At 68.7% G+C, this 20773-nt stretch carries 9 protein-coding genes and 1 pseudogene; 7 read left to right on the top strand and 3 right to left on the bottom strand.

Features of this window, described 5'->3' with window-relative positions:
• Nucleotides 1-58 precede the first annotated feature (58 nt).
• Nucleotides 59-1588 carry a helix-turn-helix domain-containing protein gene (locus tag ACWDEN_RS44175; protein ID WP_450863653.1) on the bottom strand — a complete coding sequence of 510 codons (1530 nt, stop codon included), beginning with the start codon at nt 1586-1588 and terminating at the stop codon, nt 59-61.
• Between the two features lie 379 nt (nt 1589-1967).
• On the opposite strand from ACWDEN_RS44175, the gene acnA reads away from it, so the two are divergent.
• Complete coding sequence (gene acnA / locus ACWDEN_RS44180) at nt 1968-4685, top strand: aconitate hydratase AcnA (protein ID WP_450863655.1); 2718 nt, start codon at nt 1968-1970, stop codon at nt 4683-4685.
• Between the two features lie 130 nt (nt 4686-4815).
• Nucleotides 4816-5157: pseudogene (locus ACWDEN_RS44185) on the top strand (sensor histidine kinase); the annotation flags it as partial.
• A gap of 265 nt (nt 5158-5422) precedes the next feature.
• Here the strand turns inward: ACWDEN_RS44185 and ACWDEN_RS44190 are convergent.
• Nucleotides 5423-8092 carry a SpoIIE family protein phosphatase gene (locus ACWDEN_RS44190; RefSeq protein WP_450863656.1) on the bottom strand — a complete coding sequence of 890 codons (2670 nt, stop codon included), beginning with the start codon at nt 8090-8092 and terminating at the stop codon, nt 5423-5425.
• Nucleotides 8093-8656: 564 nt separating this feature from the next.
• The gene (locus tag ACWDEN_RS44195) at nt 8657-12466 is read right to left on the bottom strand and encodes a GH92 family glycosyl hydrolase (RefSeq protein WP_450863657.1); all 3810 of its coding nucleotides are present in this window, start codon (nt 12464-12466) and stop codon (nt 8657-8659) included.
• A gap of 1093 nt (nt 12467-13559) precedes the next feature.
• Here ACWDEN_RS44195 and ngcE point away from each other — a divergent pair.
• The 5 genes from ngcE to ACWDEN_RS44220 all read left to right on the top strand — a co-directional run bounded on the left by ngcE (nt 13560) and on the right by ACWDEN_RS44220 (nt 20654).
• Nucleotides 13560-15011 carry an N-acetylglucosamine/diacetylchitobiose ABC transporter substrate-binding protein gene (gene ngcE / locus ACWDEN_RS44200; protein ID WP_351613109.1) on the top strand — a complete coding sequence of 484 codons (1452 nt, stop codon included), beginning with the start codon at nt 13560-13562 and terminating at the stop codon, nt 15009-15011.
• Between the two features lie 30 nt (nt 15012-15041).
• Nucleotides 15042-15968 (top strand): carbohydrate ABC transporter permease, encoded by a 927-nt coding sequence (locus ACWDEN_RS44205; protein ID WP_351613112.1) that lies wholly within the window; start codon nt 15042-15044, stop codon nt 15966-15968.
• A gap of 4 nt (nt 15969-15972) precedes the next feature.
• Nucleotides 15973-16896, top strand: a complete 924-nt coding sequence (locus ACWDEN_RS44210) for a carbohydrate ABC transporter permease (RefSeq protein ID WP_351613114.1) — start codon at nt 15973-15975, stop codon at nt 16894-16896.
• Nucleotides 16897-18221: 1325 nt separating this feature from the next.
• Nucleotides 18222-19421, top strand: coding sequence for an ROK family transcriptional regulator (locus ACWDEN_RS44215; protein ID WP_351613117.1), 1200 nt, complete (start codon nt 18222-18224; stop codon nt 19419-19421).
• Nucleotides 19422-19553: 132 nt separating this feature from the next.
• Complete coding sequence (locus ACWDEN_RS44220; protein WP_351613192.1) at nt 19554-20654, top strand: sugar ABC transporter substrate-binding protein; 1101 nt, start codon at nt 19554-19556, stop codon at nt 20652-20654.
• The last annotated feature ends 119 nt before the right edge of the window (nt 20655-20773 follow it).

Here is a 20773-nt window from a genome sequence, read left to right on the forward strand (position 1 = left end):
CCGGGCCCGCGTTCGTGCGGGCCCGGGAGGGGTGTGGCGGCGGTAGTGCGCAGGCCCGTCAGATGTCCCGGAAGATCTCGATCTGCGCCCCGACGGAGTTCAGCCGCTCGGCGAGATCCTCGTAACCCCGGTTGATGACATACACGTTCCGCAGTACGGACGTGCCCTCGGCCGCCATCATCGCCAGCAGGACGACCACGGCGGGGCGCAGGGCCGGCGGGCACATCATCTCGGCGGCGCGCCAGCGGGTCGGGCCCTCGACCAGGACCCGGTGCGGGTCGAGGAGCTGGAGGCGGCCGCCGAGGCGGTTGAGGTCGGTGAGGTAGATCGCGCGGTTGTCGTAGACCCAGTCGTGGATGAGCGTCTTGCCCTGCGCGACGGCCGCGATCGCCGCGAAGAACGGGACGTTGTCGATGTTCAGGCCCGGGAAGGGCATGGGGTGGATCTTGTCGATCGGGGCTTCGAGCTTGGAGGGGCGGACCGTCAGGTCGACCAGGCGGGTGCGGCCGTTGTCCGCGAAGTACTCGGGCGACCGGTCGTGGTCGAGGCCCATCTCCTCCAGGACCGCCAGCTCGATCTCCAGGAACTCGATGGGGACGCGGCGCACGGTCAGTTCGGACTCCGTCACCACCGCGGCGGCCAGCAGGCTCATCGCCTCGACCGGGTCCTCGGAGGGGGAGTAGTCCACGTCGACGTCGATGTTCGGCACGCCGTGCACGGTCAGCGTGGTGGTGCCGACGCCCTCGACCTTGACGCCCAGCGCCTCCAGGAAGAAACACAGGTCCTGGACCATGTAGTTGGAGGAGGCGTTGCGGATGACCGTCACGCCGTCGTGCCGGGCGGCGGCCAGCAGCGCGTTCTCGGTCACGGTGTCGCCGCGCTCGGTCAGCACGATCGGCCGGTCGAGGCGGACCGTGCGGTCGACCTGCGCGTGGTACTGGCCCTCGGTGGCCGCGATGTCCAGGCCGAACCGGCGCAGCGCGATCATGTGCGGCTCGATGGTCCGCGTGCCGAGGTCGCAGCCGCCGGCGTACGGCAGCTTGAAGTGGTCCATGCGGTGCAGCAGCGGGCCGAAGAACATGATGATCGAGCGGGTGCGTACGGCGGCCTCCGCGTCGATCGCCGCCATCTCCAGCTCGGCCGGCGGCACCAGTTCCAGGTCGACGCCGTCGTTGATCCAGCGGGTGCGCACGCCGATGGAGTTGAGCACCTCCAGCAGGCGGTACACCTCCTCGATACGGGCCACCCGGCGCAGCACCGTGCGGCCCTTGTTGAGCAGCGAGGCGCACAGCAGCGCCACGCAGGCGTTCTTGCTGGTCTTCACGTCGATGGCGCCGGACAGACGGCGACCGCCGACCACGCGCAGATGCATCGGGCCCGCGTAACCCAGCGACACGATCTCGCTGTCCAGCGCTTCGCCGATCCGGGCAATCATCTCAAGGCTGATGTTCTGGTTCCCGCGCTCGATGCGGTTGACCGCGCTCTGACTGGTGCCGAGCGCCTCCGCGAGCTGCGTCTGTGTCCAGCCCCGGTGTTGCCGGGCGTCACGGATGAGCTTGCCGATGCGTACGAGGTAGTCGTCTGCCATGAGGTTGAGGTTATCTCAGATATGAGATGGTGCCCGTCAGGGGGGCCATTCGGGTGACGGCGTGTCACCGGCCTGCGGGGGCGCCGCATTCCATCCGGTTCGTGGTGAGTGCCCGTTATCTCCCCTACCCTCCCCGTAGGGGGTGAATCCAGGCGTGACGTCGCCGATCCGTCCCGTGCGACCGGCCCGGCGGGGTGTCCGGGCATGACCATCCGGCCCCCATGTACTAGAGTTATCTCGACATCGAGATATCTGCCAGGCGCACCGCAGTCGCCACCCACTAAGGGTTACCTAACTTAGCCTTACCTTAGCGGATCGGCCCAGCCGGGGTGGCGGCAGGATTGACGGTGGTACGCGCACATCAATGAAGGAGACTGTCGTGTCGGCGAACAGCTTCGACGCCCGCAGCACGCTGCAGGTGGGCGACGAGTCGTACGAGATCTTCCGGCTGGACAAGGTGGAGGGCTCGGCCCGCCTGCCGTACAGCCTCAAGGTCCTGCTGGAGAACCTGCTCCGCACGGAGGACGGCGCGAACATCACCGCCGACCACATCCGCGCGCTCGGCAACTGGGACTCGCAGGCCCAGCCCAGCCAGGAGATCCAGTTCACGCCGGCCCGCGTGATCATGCAGGACTTCACCGGCGTGCCCTGTGTGGTGGACCTCGCGACCATGCGTGAGGCCGTGAAGGAGCTCGGCGGCGACCCCGCCAAGATCAACCCGCTGGCGCCGGCCGAGCTGGTCATCGACCACTCCGTCATCGCCGACAAGTTCGGCACCAACGACGCCTTCAAGCAGAACGTCGAGCTGGAGTACGGCCGCAACAAGGAGCGCTACCAGTTCCTGCGCTGGGGCCAGACCGCCTTCGACGAGTTCAAGGTCGTCCCGCCGGGCACCGGCATCGTCCACCAGGTCAACATCGAGCACCTGGCCCGTGTCGTGATGGTCCGCGACGGCAAGGCCTACCCGGACACCCTGGTCGGCACCGACTCGCACACCACGATGGTCAACGGCCTCGGCGTCCTCGGCTGGGGCGTCGGCGGCATCGAGGCCGAGGCCGCCATGCTCGGCCAGCCGGTCTCCATGCTCATCCCGCGCGTCGTCGGCTTCAAGCTCACCGGCGAGCTGCCCACCGGCACCACCGCCACCGACCTCGTGCTCACCATCACCGAGATGCTCCGCAAGCACGGTGTGGTCGGCAAGTTCGTCGAGTTCTACGGCGAGGGTGTCGCCGCCACCTCCCTCGCCAACCGCGCCACCATCGGCAACATGTCGCCGGAGTTCGGCTCCACCGCCGCGATCTTCCCGATCGACGACGAGACCCTGAACTACCTGCGCCTGACCGGCCGCTCCGAGCAGCAGGTCGCGCTCGTCGAGGCCTACGCCAAGCAGCAGGGCCTCTGGCTGGACCCGAAGGCCGAGCCGGACTTCTCCGAGAAGCTCGAGCTGGACCTGTCGACCGTCGTTCCGTCCATCGCCGGCCCGAAGCGCCCGCAGGACCGCATCGTCCTCGCCAACGCCGCCGAGCAGTTCAAGCAGGACGTCCGCAACTACGTGGACGACATCGACGAGGCGGGCAAGGAGTCCTTCCCGGCCTCCGACGCCCCGGCCGTCCACCCGAACGGCTTCCCGTCCAACCCGGTTCCGGTCACCGCCCCCGACGGCACCACCTACGAGCTGGACCACGGTGCGGTGACGGTCGCGGCCATCACCTCCTGCACCAACACCTCCAACCCGTACGTCATGATCGGCGCCGCCCTGGTCGCCAAGAAGGCGGTCGAGAAGGGCCTGTCCCGCAAGCCGTGGGTCAAGTCCACCCTCGCCCCGGGTTCGAAGGTCGTCACCGACTACTTCGAGAAGGCCGGCCTCACCCCGTACCTGGACAAGCTGGGCTTCAACCTCGTCGGCTACGGCTGCACCACCTGCATCGGCAACTCCGGCCCGCTGCCGGAGGAGGTCTCCAAGGCCGTCAACGACCACGACCTCGCGGTCACCTCGGTCCTCTCCGGCAACCGGAACTTCGAGGGCCGGATCAACCCCGACGTCAAGATGAACTACCTGGCGTCCCCGCCGCTGGTCGTCGCGTACGCCATCGCGGGCTCCATGAAGGTGGACATCACCCGTGACTCCCTGGGCACCGACCAGGACGGCAACCCGGTCTACCTGAAGGACATCTGGCCGACCGAGGCCGAGGTCAACGAGGTCGTCGCGAGCGCCATCGGCGAGGACATGTTCTCGAAGTCGTACCAGGACGTCTTCGCGGGCGACGCCCAGTGGCAGTCCCTCCCGGTCCCGACCGGCAACACCTTCGAGTGGGACCCGCAGTCCACCTACGTCCGCAAGCCCCCGTACTTCGAGGGCATGGGCATGGAGCCGGCCCCGGTCGAGGACATCGCCGGCGCCCGTGTCCTGGCCAAGCTGGGCGACTCGGTCACCACCGACCACATCTCCCCGGCCGGTGCCATCAAGGCCGACACCCCGGCCGGCCAGTACCTCACGGAGCACGGCGTCGAGCGCCGCGACTTCAACAGCTACGGTTCCCGCCGCGGCAACCACGAGGTCATGATCCGCGGTACGTTCGCCAACATCCGCCTGCGCAACCAGATCGCGCCGGGCACCGAGGGCGGCTACACCCGCGACTTCACCCAGGCCGGCGGCCCGGTGTCGTTCATCTACGACGCCTCCCGCAACTACATCGAGCAGGGCATCCCGCTGGTCGTCCTGGCCGGCAAGGAGTACGGCTCCGGTTCGTCCCGCGACTGGGCCGCCAAGGGCACCGCGCTGCTCGGCGTCAAGGCCGTCATCGCCGAGTCCTACGAGCGCATCCACCGCTCGAACCTCATCGGCATGGGCGTCCTGCCGCTGCAGTTCCCGGAGGGCTCCACCGCCGAGTCCCTCGGTCTGACCGGTGAGGAGACCTTCTCCATCTCCGGCGTGACCGAGCTGAACGAGGGCACCACGCCGCGCACGGTCAAGGTCACCACCGACACCGGTGTCGAGTTCGACGCGGTCGTCCGCATCGACACCCCCGGTGAGGCCGACTACTACCGCAACGGCGGCATCATGCAGTACGTGCTCCGCAACCTGATCCGCAAGTAGGCGGACCGGCACAGCGGTTCAGGGCCGCATCCCCGGCACCGGGGGTGCGGCCCTTCGCCGTCCCCCGCGACCGGGTCACCGCGTCGCCCCCGGCACGGCCCGGCACCGCATCACGGCCGAGCCGGCCCGGATGACGGGTCTCGTGGAGGACCGGCTCCTGCCCGCCCGGCTGGACACGGGCCGGCCCCTGCACGCGGCTGAGGCGGACCTCGCGGCAGTGGTCGCGGAAGCGGTACGGGAGTCCCGTACGTCCGGAGCGGACCACGTCTGGCCACTCGGACTCCCCGCCGCCTCCCCGGCCCCGGTCGTCGGCGACGGCCCGCGCCTGAAGCAGGCGGTGACCGCGCTGCTCGTCAACGCCTGCGTACACACCCCGCCCGGTACGACCGTCACCGTCGCCGTCGAGACCACCGCCGGCCACCACACCGTCCGCGTCCGCGACGACGGCGCGGGCATCCCTGCCGACCTGCTCCCCGCGGTCTTCGACCCCTTCCCCCGCGCCGACCCCTCCCGCACCCGCACGGGCCTCGGCGAGGGCGGCTCGGGGCCGGCCTCGCGGTGGCGGCGGCGATCACCGGCGCGCACCAGGGCCGTATCGACGTCCACAGCGCGCCGGGTCGCACCGAGTTCCGCATCGAACTTCCGGCCGCCGAGCCGTCGTCCAGGAACGCGGAAGCCTCCTCGGCGCACCGGTCCGGGCCGCCGCACAGCCCCCTGTGAGCTGCCCCGCCAGTGCCCTACGGCAGTGCCTGCTCCGCCCAGATCACCTTGCCCTGCGGGCTGTACCGCACGCCCCAGCGCTCGGTCATCTGCGACACCAGGAACAGCCCGCGGCCACCCTCGTCGGTGGTCCCGGCGTACCGCAGGTGCGGCGAGGTGTTGCTGCCGTCGGACACCTCGCAGATCAGCGTGCGGTCACGGATCAGCCGTACCCGGATCGGCGCGCCGCCGTAGCGGATGGCGTTGGTGATCAGCTCGCTGAGCACGAGTTCCGTGGCGAAGACCAGCTCGGCAAGGCCCCACTCGTCCAGTTTCCCGGACACCGCCAGGCGCATGTCCGACACGGCCGCCGGATCGGTGGGCACGTCCCACTCGGCGACCTGCTCGGGCGTCAGCGCCCGGGTGCGCGCGACGAGCAGCGCGACGTCGTCCGTGGGCCGACCGGGCAGCAGCTCGTCCAGCACCGCCTGGCAGCTCTCGTCCGGTGCCCGGCCGGGATTGCCCGCCAGGGCCTGCGCCAGCAGCTCCATGCCCACGTCCAGGTCGCGGGCGCGGTCCTCGATGAGACCGTCGGTGTACAGCACGAGCTCGGTGCCCTCGGCCAGCTCGAGCTCCGCCGTCTGGAACGGCATGCCCCCGATGCCGAGCGGGGGCCCGGCCGGCAGGTCGGCGAAGGTGACGCTGCCGTCGGGGCCGACCAGGGCCGGTGCCAGATGCCCCGCCCGCGCCATGGTGCAGCGGCGGGTCACCGGGTCGTAGATGGCGTACAGACAGGTCGCGCCGGTGATCTCCCCGGCCGCCTCCGCACAGGCCTCGTCCTGGTCGATGCGGCCGACCAGGTCGTCCAGATGGCCCAGCAGCTCGTCGGGCGGCAGGTCGAGGGTGGCGAAGTTGTGCACCGCGGTGCGCAGCCGTCCCATGGTGGCGGCCGCGTGCAGGCCGTGGCCGACCACGTCACCGACGACCAGCGCCACCCGGCTCCCCGGCAGCGGGATCACGTCGAACCAGTCCCCGCTCACCCCCGACTGCGCGGGAAGATAGCGGTAACCGATGTCGAGGGCGCTCTGCTCGGGCAGCGCCCGCGGCAGCAGACTGCGCTGCAGGGTGACCGCCAGCGCGTGCTCACGGGCGTACCGGCGGGCGTTGTCGATGCTGACCGCGGCGCGGGCCACCAGCTCCTCGGCCAGCGACAGGTCCTCCTCCTCGAAGAGCTCCCGCTTGGCACGCCAGAAGGTCGCCATGCCCAGCACCTCACCGCGGGCCCGGATCGGGGCGACGATGAGCGACTGGATGCCGTAGTCGAGGATCTCCCGGGCGCGCCGCGGATCCTGCGCGTGCCAGTCCTGCACGGCGGTCAGGTCGGCCACCAGTTCCGAACGGCCGGAGCCGTACCCCCGCGCCTGGGGCGTGGACGGCACGAAGTGGATCAGCCGGTCCTTCTCGTAGAGCGGATGGTCGTCCCGGACGCCGTGGATGGCGATGCGCCGCATGTCCGTCGCGGTGGAGGCCGGCTCCTCGCCGTGCAGCACGGCGTCGGCCAGGTCCACGGTGACGAAGTCGGCGAAGCGCGGCACGGCGACCTGCGCCAGCTCCTCCGCCGTGCGCTCCACGTCCAGGGTGGTCCCTATGCCCAGACCGGCGTCGTACAGCAGCGTGAGCCGCTCCCTGGCGACCTCCGCCCGCCCGGACAGGGCCTGGAGCTCGGTGGAGTCCCGGAGGGTCACCACCCTGCCTCCGGGGCAGCCGGCCCGGTCCGTGGCCCGCTGGTTGACCGCCAGCAGCCGTTCGCCGGCGAACAGCACCTCGTCGCTGGCCTCGCGCCCGGAGAGGAGCAGGTCCACGATGTCCGGGTCCAGGCCCGGCAGCTGGGACACCAGCTGTCCCTCGGCCTCGGCCGGCAGCTCCAGCAGCCGCCGGGCCTCGTCGTTGACCAGCAGCAGCCGCCCGTCGGCGGCGACGATGAGCACGCCTTCGCGCACCGAGTGCAGCACCGTGTCGTGGTGCTCGTACATGCGGGTCATCTCGTCCGGGGCCAGGCTGTGGGTCTGCCGTCGCAGCCGCCTGCCCACCAGCGCCGTGCCCGCGGTCGACACCACGAGGGTCATGGCCCCGGCGGCCACGATGATCGGCAGCTGCCGGTCCACCTGGCTGGTGATGTTCTTGACCTTCATCCCGGCCGAGACGAGGGCGACGACCTTGCCATGGGTGTCCCTGATCGGAACGGTCGCCTGTTCCTCGTGACCCAGCGGGCCGTGGACGCTCTCCGTGTAGACCTTGCCGGCCAGCGACGGTCCGATCGTGCCCACGAACCGGTGCCCGATCTTGCTCGGGATCGGGTGGGTGTAGCGGATGCCGTGGGTGTCCATGACCACGATGAAGTCCACGCCGGCCGACTTGCGGCCCGCTTCGGTGAGCGGCTGGAGGATCTTGGACGGGTGCGGCGTCCCCAGGGCCTGCACGATGCCGGGGGAGTGCGCGAAGGTCTGGGCGACGGCTATGGACCGGCGCCTGGCCTCGGTGCCGGTGTCCCGCTCCGACTGCAGGACCAGGGCGAGGACGCCGCAGAGGACGAGCACCGCGACCAGCGCCACCTGCAGGAGGAAGACCTGCCCGGCGACGCTCCGAGGGCTCTTGCCGATCACAGATCGCCAGGACAGACGCCTGAATCGGTCAGTCATGTCCGACATGCGGCCTTTGTAGCACCGGCCTTCACTGGGTGGCTATGCCCTGTCCGCGAGCCGGACGCGTGTTCCGTCCCGGTCGACGTGAATCGTCCCTGGTCGCGAGCGTGGAGGCGGGGCCGGATGTCGCCGGTGAATTCCTGCCTCCGCGCCGCGAATTGCTCGGGGCGGACCCGGTGTTCCTATGCACCGGGTCCGCGAGCCGGGCGGGTGAGGGGGGTGTCGGAAACCCGCCCGGGTGGTGCTGGCTTGTGAGATAGGCCACATGGCCGACAACGTTGTCTGATGGTCTGTACATGACTCTACCGCCGTAACCGACAACGATGTCAACACACTTGAGCTAGCCCGACCGGGTGATCCAGGCGTGCGCCCATCGCGCGTACGCAGCCTTCTGTGCTACCGGTGGGGCCCGTTGACATCCCTGCGGCTGGTGCGACGGGTGGTGCGCGACGGTCCCGTTCGGAACAAGGACTGCGGCCACCGGCTGACCGGCCGCATGACAACCGCATGACAACCGCACGACAAGGGGGCGGGACCCGGACGGGCCCGCCCCCTCCCCCCGTATCCCTGTCAGGCCAGCAGCTCCACCTCCGCCAGCGTCGACTCGCCGTCCAGGACCAGCCGGTACTTCGTGTACGTGCCCGGCGTGGTGATCGTGAACGCCCGGGTCTGGCGGTCCCAGGCGAACGACTCGCCGGAGCGGTGGTCCAGGGTCTGCCAGGTGGTGCCGTCCGAGGAGCCCTGGAGGGTCCAGCCGGTCGGCGCCCTGGTGTGGTCCGTCGAGGAGGTCAGCGTGTACTGGACGGGCTTCACGGCCCCGTCCACCGGCAGATCCACCGAGGTGACCGTGGCGTCCGTCGCCGAGGTGTCGTCGAAGAGCGCGCCGTCACCCTTCAGGACGTCCGTGCGGGGCGCCGGCACCTTGTCGTCCTGGGTGATCGAGACGGGGGCGGCGTTCCTGCCCGTGCCCCATGCCGAGGGCCTGGCGCCCATGGAGAACTGCAGCACCCCGCCCTTGGACAGCAGCGAGTGGGGCAGCGAGGTCGACGTCCAGGGGCGGCCGTTGAACGTCACGCCCTGGACGTAGACGTTCCTGGCGCTGTTACCGGGCGCCTTGATCACCAGGTCGCGGCCGTTCTCCAGGTGCACGGTGACCTTCTTGAACAGCGGGGAGCCGATGGCGTACTCGCCGCTGCCCATCACCAGCGGATAGAAGCCGAGCGCGGAGAAGAGGTACCAGCCCGACTGCTCGCCGTTGTCCTCGTCACCGTGGTAGCCCTGCCCGATCTCGCTGCCGAGGTAGAGCCGGGAGAGGATCTCCCGGACCGTCGCCTGCGTCTTCCAGGGCTCGCCGGCCGCGTCGTACATGTACGGGATGTGGTGCGCGGGCTGGTTGGACTGCCCGAGCATGCCCATCCGGACGTCCCGTGCCTCGGTCATCTCGTGTATGACACCGCCGTAGGAGCCGACGTGGTCCGGGGAGGCGGTTTCCGGGGTGGAGAAGAACGCGTCCAGCTTCCCGGCGAGACCCTGCCGGCCGCCGTAGAGGTTGGCCAGGCCCCTGCTGTCCTGCGGAACGCTGAAGGCGTACCCCCAGCCGTTGGTCTCGGTGTAGTCGTACCCCCAGACGCGCGGGTCGTACGTCGAGGAGTCGGCCCGCCAGTCGCCCTTGGCGTCACGGCCCTGGAAGAAGCCGCCCGCCGCCTTGGGGTCGAACAGGTTCACATAGTCCCGGGCACGGTTGAGGAAGTACGCGGACTCCTCCTTGTAGTGCCGCTCGCCCGTCTTCCGGTACAGGGCCTCGCCCATCCTCGCGATGCCGTAGTCGTTGACGTATCCCTCCATCGCCCAGGACAGGCCCTCGGCGGTGTCGGTGCTGGTGTAGCCGAGGAACGGCGAGGTGCTCATGCCCTTGCGGCCCACACCGGACATCGGCGGCACGACGGTCGCGTTCTTCAAGGCCGCGTCGTAGGCCGCCTGCGCGTCGAACTTCACGCCCTTCACATACGCGTCCGCGAACGCCACGTCCGCCGAGGTGCCGGTCATCAGGTCGGCGTAGCCCGGGGAGGACCAGCGCGAGGTCCAGCCGCCGTCCTTGTACTGCTGCACGAACCCGTCGACCATCTCACCCGCCTGAGAGGGCGTCAGGAAGGAGTACGCCGGCCACGTGGTCCGGTAGGTGTCCCAGAAACCGTTGTTGACGTACACCTTGCCGTCGACGATCTTGGCGCCGGTATGGGTCGGGGTGTCCTGGCTCGGCATGGGGGAGAAGGGGGAGGCGTACTGGTAGGTGTCGCCGACCTTCTCGAAGCCCGAGTTCGGGTACAGGTACAGCCGGTACATGCTGGAGTACAGCGTGGTCAGCTGGTCCGGGGTCGCGCCCTCCACCTCGACCTTGCCGAGCAGGCTGTCCCAGGTGCGCTGCGCCCGCTCCTTGACCGTGTCGAAGGAGGTGCCGTCCGGGATCTCCTGGCCCAGGTTGTCCTTCGCCTGGTCGATGCTGATCAGCGAGGTCGCCAGGCGCAGCGTGACGGTGTGGTCCGCGCCCGCGTCGAAACGCAGGTAACCCTTCACCCCGCTCGATCCGCCGTCCGTCACCGGCCGGTCGAACTCGCCGTACACGAACAGCCGGGTGGCCCCGGTGGACAGGCCCGACTTCACGTCCGAGTAACCGGTGACGATCCCGTGCTCCTTGTCGAGCGTCAGGCCCGCCTGCTCGGTCACGTTGTCGAACAGCACGCTCGCGTCGTCGCCGGGATAGGTGAAGCGCAGCATCGCCGCGTGGTCGGTGGGCGTCATCTCGGCCTTGAGACCGTTTTCGAAACGCACGCCGTAGTAATACGGCCGCGCGGTCTCGTTCTCGTGCCGGAACGGCAGCGCGCGCGCCTCGCGGCCGGTGTCCGGGGCGCCGGACGCGGCCGACGGCATCACCTGGAAGGTCTGCCGGTCACCCATCCACGGGCTCGGTTCATGACTCGCGCTGAACGCCTGGATCGTGGGCAGGTTGTCGTCGTTGTTCGCATGTGCGTACTCGTACAGCCAGCTCAGCGACGAGGCGTTGGTCACCGGCGTCCAGAAGTTGAAACCGTGCGGAAGCGCGGTCGCCGGGAAGTTGTTGCCGCGCGAGAAGCTGCCGCTGGAGTTGGTGCCGCGCGTGGTCAGCGCGTAGTCCGACAGATGCGCCTTCGGCTCCTCGGGCGGTACGGGCTTGATCGCCACGTCGTCGATCCAGCCCCGGAACTTCGCCGGACCCGCGGGGGAGTCGTACGCCACCAGGATCCGGTCGACCGTCTTGCCGGCCGCCACCGCACCGATCCGCGCGACCACGTTGTTCCACTGGTTGACGTACAGCGACTTCGAGTCGCCCTGCCCGCGCGGCGACAGCGGGAACCCGTGCTGGTCCTGCGCGCCCAGATCACTCAGATACGTGCCGTCGGTGAAGGCCAGGTCGAGCGAGACGTTCGTGGCGTCGTAGTCCCGGTCGCCGTCGGCCATCTGCGGAAAGATCCGGTACGACAGCTGGGTGTCGCCGCCGACCTTCACGTTGACGTCGAAGACCTTGTTGTACGAGTACGCCCGGCCGCCCGCGGTGTGCCGCCCGGCGTAGCGCAGCGCCCGCTTCCCGGTGAACCCCACCCGGGCCTTGGCCGTCGGCGAGGCGGTCGGGCCCTTGTCGACCAGCGTCAGCATGTCCTGCGGCACCGGGCCGCCCCCGGCGCCGGTGGAGAACTGCACGTCGGCGAGCTGGAGTATGCCGGAGGCGCCGTTGTTCCTCGTGACCTCCAGCCGGAAGTGCTGGTACTCGGCCGGCTCGGCCAGGTCGTAGGACTTGGTCTGGAACCGCTCGGAGAAGGTCTCGCCGGAGCGCGTGTCGACCGTCTTCCAGTCCTTGCCGTCGGTGGAGCCGAGCAGCGTCCAGTCCCTCGGGTCGCGCTCGGCGTAGTCGTTGGCCGAGGTGAGCGCGTACGTCGCCAGCTTGACGGGCTTGTCGAGGTCGAACTCGGCCCAGCCGGTGGGCTCGAAGGTCAGCCACTTGGTGCCGGGATCGCCGTCGACCAGGTTCTCCTTGACCTCGCCCGCGCCCGTGTTCTCGCCGCTCGCCCGGACCTCGGTGACATGGTCGTTCACATTGCCCGGTATGCCGGTGCTGTAACCGCCGTCGACACCCGATGCGCGCTTGGTGCCGTCCGGCGTGGTGTCGACGGTATTGAGCCAGTCCGGAGCCGGATCACCCGTCTCGAACGAGGATGCGAACTCCCGGTCGGCGGCCGGAGTCTTGGCGGGCAGGGCGACCGCCGCGCCCTGGGCGCCGACGGCCATGACAAAGGCGGCCGTGAGGACGACCGCCGGGCCCCATCTGTGCCGAGTTCTCCGCTGCATCTACGGATTCCCCTCCTGACACCGCTCTGGACAACGTTGTCAACTTCGGTGCGCAGGAACCAGTAGGTGGTCAAGTGGCCGTTGATGTCAAGGGTGTTGGGTGTGGCATTCAGGGGCTAATGACACGAGTTTTTCGCACAGGGTACCGACCGGCGGCTCATATTTCCGCGAGGTCTCAACTCGGAAAAGACCCATGGCGAACCTTGCATTCGATCTTGCTCCGCTGGCGGGAAGTGGACTATACCTGTCGGCGCCCGGTGCGAGACACACCGGGGGGCAAGACGCGAACGAGCACTTCCTGCACCACCCAGCCAGACCCGACAGCGGTGCCGGGGAGGATCCGGTTCACCGCCTGAGTCCTGGAAGGCGAGGACTTGAGCGCGACTCCACCCACGCGTCAACGCGCGGGCTTCCTACGCCGCCGGCCGATCGGCGTCGCAGCGGGCCGGCCGGGCCCTGTTGCGGGCGTCCACCGGGTTCACGAGACGAACGGCGCGCTCGGCCTTGTTCGTCAGGATCCTCGGGAAGTGCTCCCAACTCGCCTCCGGAATACCGCGGTTGGGTCCGGCCCGGGCGGCGGCCCCGTCCGGAAGGAACGCGCCGTCGTCGAGCTGGCCGGGCCTGGGTTTCGGAGCGCGCCTGGCGACTTTCCGGGCGGCTGCCCGGTGTTTCCCGGACCGCTTCCGGGTGCGCCCGCGGAAGAACGCCTGGAATGCCGTGCCGATGGTCGTACTGGACGCATACCGATAAGCATCCCGCCGCTCCCGCAAGGCGCCGTTGTGGAGCGAGCAGTGGTTCCGCAGCATTTCCGTCAGTGCCTGGGCCTGCCGGGCGGTGGGGCGAAGCCCCGGCCGTTGGGAACGGTGCGACGGTACTTCGAGCAGCACACCGCATGCCGCCCGGGGCCGGGCACACCAGCGGAGGGCGGGCGAAGCCTCCCGCCTTCGGCCGCATCGGCACCGAACAGGCGGTTCGTGTCTGCTCGCACGTGTTTCGTGACTGTCGCCTGCCACGCCCCGCACCACGCCGTGGCGCGGCTGTCGATGCGGTTCCCCCACCGGCTGCGGCCGGTCGTTCCCTTGAGAGGAATCTGATGGAATTCACTTCCGCCGAGAACAGCGGTTCCGAAGGTGTCGGCCGCCGCAATCTGATCAAGCGTTCGGCCGCGCTGGGTTTGGTCGCGGTCCCCGGAATGAGCCTGCTGTCCGCCTGTGCCAGCAGCGGCGGGGGCGGGCAGAAGAAGGACAAGGCGGGGAAGAAGACCGCCAAGAACCCGCTCGGCGTCAACGAGACCGCCAAGATGGAATTCGTCCTCTTCGACGGCGGCTTCGGCAAGGAGTACGCCCAGGACGCGGTGAAGATCTACGAGAAGGACTTCCCCAAGGCGCAGGTGAAGTTCTCCGCCACCCAGAAGATCCAGTCCACCCTGCAGCCCCGCTTCAACCAGGGCAACCCGCCGGACCTCATCGACAACTCCGGCGCCGAGCAGATGGACATGGGCGTGCTCGTCGGCAAGAACCAGCTCGCCGACCTCACCCCGCTGCTGGACGCGCCGTCGTACGACGACCCGAGCAAGAAGGTCCGCGACACGCTGCGCCCCGGCATCGTGGAGATGGGCCAGTTCGACGGCAAGCCGGTGTGGATCCTCTACTACGCCTACACGGTGTACGGCGTCTGGTACTCGCAGAAGGCCCTGGACTCCCTCGGTGAAAAGTATCCCGAGACCTGGGACGAGATGCTCAAGGTCTGCGAGAAGGCCAAGAAGAAGGGCATGGCGGGCTGGACGTACGCGGGCAAGTACCCGTACTACCTCCCCTTCTCGCTCTACCCGATGATCGGCAAGGTCGGCGGCGTCGACGTCCTGAACGCGATCGACAACCTGGAGCCCAACGCCTGGAAGCACCCGGCCGTCAAGGCCTGTTTCGAGGCGTACTACGAGCTGTACAAGAAGGGCTACATCCTCCAGGGCACTCCGGGCCTGGACCACATCCAGTCGCAGACCGCCTGGGCCCAGGGCAAGGCGCTGTTCATTCCGAACGGTTCCTGGGTGGAGAACGAGTCGGCCAACGTCATTCCGAAGGACTTCAACCTGGCCGTCTCCGCACCCTCCGGCATCGACAGCTCCGACAAGATGCCGTTCGGCACCATCTGGGCCTCCGGCGGTGAGCCGTTCATCGTCCCGGCCAAGGCCGCGAACGCCGAGGGCGGTATGGAGCAGCTGCGCATCATGCTCTCCGAGGCGTCCTCGAAGAACTTCACCGCCAAGGTGAAGTCCCTGACCGCGTACAACGGCGGCACCACCGGCATCACCCTCACCCCCGGCCTGACGTCGGGTGTGGCGGCGCTCAAGCTGGCCGGATCCAACGTGGTGAATCCCCGGCTGCAGGACTGGTATGTGCAGCTGCAGAAGGAGAAGATCGGTGTCGCCGGCCTCGGCGAGATGATGGCCGGCCGGCTCACCCCGGCCGAGGCCGTCAAGAAGATCCAGGGATTCGCCGACGAGGCGGCGAAGGACACGTCCATCAAGCACTACAAGCACCAGTAACCAGCACCTTTTCAACGCACCGGAGTGGCGATGCAGCACGGCAAGTACCGGTTCATCGTGGGGTTTCTGGTTCTGCCCCTGGGACTGTACGCGCTCTTCGTGGTGTGGCCGTTCATCCAGTCCATCTATTACTCGTTCACGGACTGGACCGGCCTGAGCCCCGATTTCAAGATGGTCGGCTTCGACAACTACAAGAGGATGCTCGATGACGACATCTTCTGGAAGTCGTTGCAGCACAGTCTGCTGTTCGCCCTGGTGCTCCCGCTGGTGACGATCAGTCTGGCGCTGTTCTTCGCCTTCATGATCAATGTGGGCGGACGGCGGAGAAGGGGCGGCCCCGTGATCTCGGGTGTCCGGGGCTCGTCCTTCTACAAAATCGTCTATTTCTTCCCGCAGGTGCTGTCCATCGCGATCGTGTCGCTGCTGTTCGCCTTCGCGTACAACCCGGACAGCGGCGCGATCAACTCGATCCTGCGCGGGATCGGCCTCGACCACGTCCAGCCGCTGTGGCTGGGCGACCCGAGCCTCGCCCTGTGGTGCGTGATGGCGGTCCTGGTGTGGTCCACGGTCGGCTTCTTCGTGGTCCTGTTCTCGGCGGGCATGGCCTCGATCCCGGCCGAGCTGTACGAGGCGGCCCTGCTGGACGGCGCGAGCCGCTTCACCACCTTCTTCCGCATCACCCTGCCGCTGCTGTGGGACACCGTGCAGTCCGGCTGGGTCTACATGGGCATCCTCGCGCTCGGCGCCGAGTCGTTCGCGGTCGTTCAGATCATGACGACCGGACCGGGCGGGCCCGACTACTCGACCACGGTGATGGTCCTGTACGTGTACCAGAAGGCGTTCCGGGACGGTCAGGCCGCCTACGCCACCACCATCGGCGTCGCCCTGCTCGTCGTCACGCTCGCGTTCGCGGCGATCGTGATGCGACTGGGCCGTCGCGAGCGGCTGGAGTTCTGAAGCCATGAAGACGACCGAGACCCCCGCCCCGCTGCCGGCCGAGTCCGGCGCCACCGTCTCCAAGGTCGACGTACCGGCCCCGAAGCCCGCCCGGCAGAAGAAGGAGGGCGGCGTCCTCAACGTCTTCTCCCACGGCGTGCTGATCATCTGGGCGATCATGGTGGTCATGCCGCTGCTGTGGGCGGTGATGACGTCCTTCAAGGACGACAGGTCCATCTTCGACTCGCCCTGGTCCCTGCCGACCCACCTGCACTTCGACAACTGGTCGCGGGCCTGGACCCAGGCCAACATGAGCGACTACTTCCTCAACACCGTCCTGGTGGTCGGGGGCTCGCTCATCGGCACCCTGGCGCTCGGCTCCATGGCGGCCTATGTCCTCGCCCGCTTCGACTTCCCGGGCAACCGCTTCATCTACTACCTGTTCATCGGCGGCATGAGCTTCCCGATCATGCTCGCGCTGGTGCCGCTGTTCTACGTCGTGAACAACATGGGGCTGCTGAACACGATCCACGGCCTGATCCTGGTCTACATCGCGTACTCGCTGCCGTTCACGGTCTTCTTCCTCACGGCCTTCTTCCGCACCCTGCCCACCTCGGTGGCGGAGGCGGCCTTCGTGGACGGCGCCTCACACTCGCGGACGTTCTTCCAGATCATGCTGCCCATGGCCAAGCCGGGCCTGATCAGCGTGGGCATCTTCAACTTCCTGGGCCAGTGGAACCAGTACATGCTGCCCACGGTCCTCAACACCGACCCCGACAAACGGGTCCTCACCCAGGGCCTGGTCCAGCTGGCGGTCAGCCAGGGCTACAAGGGCGACTGGTCCGGCCTCTTCGCCGGCCTGGTGATGGCCATGCTGCCGGTGCTCGGGGCGTACATCGTCTTCCAGCGCCAGGTGGTGCAGGGACTCACAGCAGGAGCGCTGAAGTAGCGGCCGCCCGGATCGCCCGGTCGATGTCCGGCTGGTCGTCCTCGTAGCCGCCGTTCAGCGGGACATGGCCCACCCGGCCCGGGTGTACTCCGTCGGCCTCGCCCGAACGGGGCGCCGGCGCGGCCGCTGCGGAAGGCGCCGAGCCAGTACGGGTCGGCCGGCTCCCCGTCCTGCGCCACCGCGCGCCGCCGGCTCCCGGGACCAGGTATTCTGCGACCTGGTCTGCGGCACCGTCTCCTGCCGGCCCCGCCGGGTCCGCGGGAAACGGGCCCAGGCGGCCCGGTGCCAGGCGTCCACCTGCTCCGCACCGGCCACCATGCCGATCCGGATGCCCAGCTGTCCGGTGCAGCCGGCGCCGTCCCGCGCCACGTCCAGCCCGGCGGGGAGGAACCGGCGACGAAGATCGGGCACCGCTCGGCACGGCCGGCCGGGTCAGCGCCGGCCCCCCCGTGGTAGGGGCCGCTCGGGGCCGGGCGACCCGTGCCCGCTTCAGCTCCGACCCGGCACTCAGCCGCGGATCCGTCAGCAGCCGCCCGGCCGGCGCGTGACGGGTCACCAGCCGGCAGGTGTGCCCGTCGGGGTGGCGGAGCCTGCCGGATTTCCCGCGCCGCTCCCGCCGCAGTTTCCGGAAAGAGGCGGGGGAGCCGGTTCCCGGCCCCGCAGCAGCGCTTCCAGGTCGGCGTGCAGAATTCGTGTGGAATGACCGTCGGAGGCGAAATGGCCGACCATTCCGAGGAGCTGGTGTGATGCACCGCCGGATTCCCCGACGAGTTCGACGTGCACGGGCTCCGGGGACGTCCTCACGTCCCGCAGGGCGTTCCTGCGCCGGATCACGGAGGGCGCCGTGTCCTGCGGCGCGGCCGGTGTCCGGTGCAGCACGGGTATCTCGGAGCGCAGGCCCTGCGTCTTGGAAGATTCCGGGTCCGGAAACCCCGTTCGGGAACAACATCTGTCCTGCTCGGCGGTCAGCGGACGGCAAAACATGGAGCTCCCTCGGTCGGCCCCTGCACGATTCGGCGTGTGGGGATTCTCCAGGCGAATTGTCAATGCCGTGAAGGGAATTCTCAGGCTCGCCCGCGAAAATTGGCCAGGGAAGAATGCGGCGGCTTTTTTGGGGCCTGTCTGTTCTCTCCGTGACGTGTCCCGTCCGCCCGCCCGACGCCCGGGCGGGCAGGGCTCGGGACGACAGGTGAAGAGGGGCACAGCGAGGGATACCCGACGGTTCAACCTCTTGACGTAAGACACCCCGAACGGCTCAGCTTAGAGTTCACTAGTTGGACATACGCGGGGCCTCGCCGAAGCGGCCCCGCGCTCAGGAGGTCGTCGTGGAGACTCCAGGGTCGCAGTCGTCGCTGCACCGAGCCAACCTGGAGCGGGTCGTACGGGCCGTACGCTTGGCCGGGTCCCTCACGCAGGCGGAGATCGCGCGGACGACCGGTCTGTCCGCCGCGACCGTCTCCAACATCGTGCGGGAGCTGAAGGACGGCGGAACCGTCGAGGTCACGCCCACGTCGGCGGGCGGGCGGCGGGCCCGCAGCGTCAGTCTGAGCGGGGACGCCGGGATTGTGATCGGCGTCGACTTCGGGCACACCCATCTGCGCGTCGCGATCGGGAACCTCGCCCATCAGGTGCTGGCCGAGGAGGCCGAGCCGCTGGACGTCGACGCCTCCGCCGCGCAGGGCTTCGACCGGGCGGAGGAGCTGGTCAGCCGCCTGATCGCGGCGACGGGAGTGAATCCGTCGAAGGTGGCCGGCGTGGGGCTCGGCGTGCCGGGCCCGATCGACGTGGAGTCGGGGACCCTGGGGTCCACCGCGATCCTGCCGGGCTGGTCCGGCGCCAAGCCCGCCGAGGAGCTGCGCGAGCGGCTCGGTGTGCCCGTGCACGTGGACAACGACGCCAACCTCGGCGCCCTCGGCGAACTGGTCTGGGGAGCCGGCAAGGGTGTCCGCGATCTTGCGTACATCAAGGTGGCGAGCGGTGTCGGCGCCGGTCTGGTCATCGAGGGGAAGATCTACCGCGGCCCGGGCGGCACAGCAGGGGAAATCGGACATATTACACTCGACGAATCCGGCCCGGTCTGCCGCTGCGGGAACCGCGGCTGCCTGGAGACGTTCGCGGCCGCACGCTATGTGCTCCCGCTGCTCCAGCCCAGTCACGGCCCCGACCTGACCATGGAAGGCGTCGTACGGCTGGCCAGGGACGGAGACCCGGGCTGCCGTCGGGTGATCGCCGACGTCGGCCGCCACATCGGCAGTGGAGTGGCCAATCTCTGCAATCTCCTCAACCCGAGCCGGGTGGTCCTCGGCGGTGATCTCGCCGAGGCCGGTGAGCTGGTGCTCGGGCCGATCAGGGAGTCCGTCGGCCGCTACGCCATCCCCAGTGCGGCGCGCCAACTGTCCGTTCTCCCGGGGGCACTTGGCGGTCGCGCCGAGGTGCTCGGAGCGCTCGCGCTCGCTCTTAGCGAGATGGGCGATTCGACACTTTTGGACGGTTCGCTGCCTATGGCGGCCCCTGCCTTCACTTAGAGAACGGATGGCACCGTTGCCATCTCGTTAAGGATTTACTTCTTGACGTCGCACGTGTGGCCGAGTTGACTTCCAGCCACCTCGGCCGCAACGACGCGGCCTCGTCAGGGAGGTTTCAAAGTGAACGCACGTATGCGTCGTGCCGCCGTTGCTGTTGCTGCTGGTGCGATGGCGGTCTCGCTGGCCGCCTGTGGCAGTGCCAAGGAGTCGAAGGGCAACAACTCTTCCTCCTCGTCGCCGAAGAAGGGCGACAACATCAAGGTCGGTCTCCTGCTTCCGGAGAACAAGACCGCGCGTTACGAGAAGTTCGACAAGCCGCTCATCGAGAAGAAGATCAGCGAGCTGACGAACGGCAAGGCGACCGTCTCGTACAACAACGCCCACCAGGACGCGAACCTGCAGGCCCAGCAGGTCGACACCATGATCACCAACAAGGTGGACGTGCTGATCGTGGACGCGGTGGACGCCAAGGCCATCCAGAACTCCGTGCAGAAGGCCGTGGACGCCGGCATCAAGGTCGTCGCCTACGACCGCCTGGCCGAGGGCCCGATCAGCGGTTACACCTCCTTCGACAACGAGAAGGTCGGCGAGACCCAGGGCCAGGCCCTGCTGACGGCGCTGGGCAGCAAGGCCACCAAGTCCTCCAAGATCGTCATGGTCAACGGCTCGGTCACCGACCCGAACGCCGCCCAGTTCAAGGCGGGCGCCCACAAGGTCCTCAACGGCAAGGTGACCATCGCCAAGGAGTACGACACCAAGGAGTGGTCGCCGGACAACGCCAACTCCGAGATGGAGGCGGCGATCTCCGCGGTCGGCAAGAACAACATCGCGGGTGTCTACTCCGCCAACGACGGCATGGCCGGCGGTATCATCACCGCCCTCACCGCCGCGGGCATCAAGGTCCCGGTCACCGGCCAGGACGCCGAGCTCGCCGGTGTGCAGCGCATCGTCGCCGGTACCCAGTACATGAGCGTCTACAAGCCGTACGCCCCCGAGGCCGACGCCGCTGCCACGATGGCCGTGTACCTCGCCCAGGGCAAGGCGCTGGACTCCGTCGCCAAGGACAAGGTCTCCAGCAACTCCCAGAAGGACGTCCCCTCGGTCCTCGTCCCGGTCACCGCGCTGACCAAGGACAACATCAAGGACACCGTGATCAAGGACGGCGTCTACACCGTCGCCGACATCTGCACCGCCAACTACAAGGCGGCCTGCGACAAGCTCGGCCTCAAGTAAGCGGTTCAAGTCCCTTCCCGCAAGCGGGCGTTCGTCCTTGAATGCCAGTAGGGAAGCCGACTGACCGCCCACGGCTCCTCCGGCGCCCCGCGTACTCATACAGCCCCGCAAGCTCGGCG

The organism is Streptomyces sp. NPDC001153 (genome assembly GCF_053598315.1).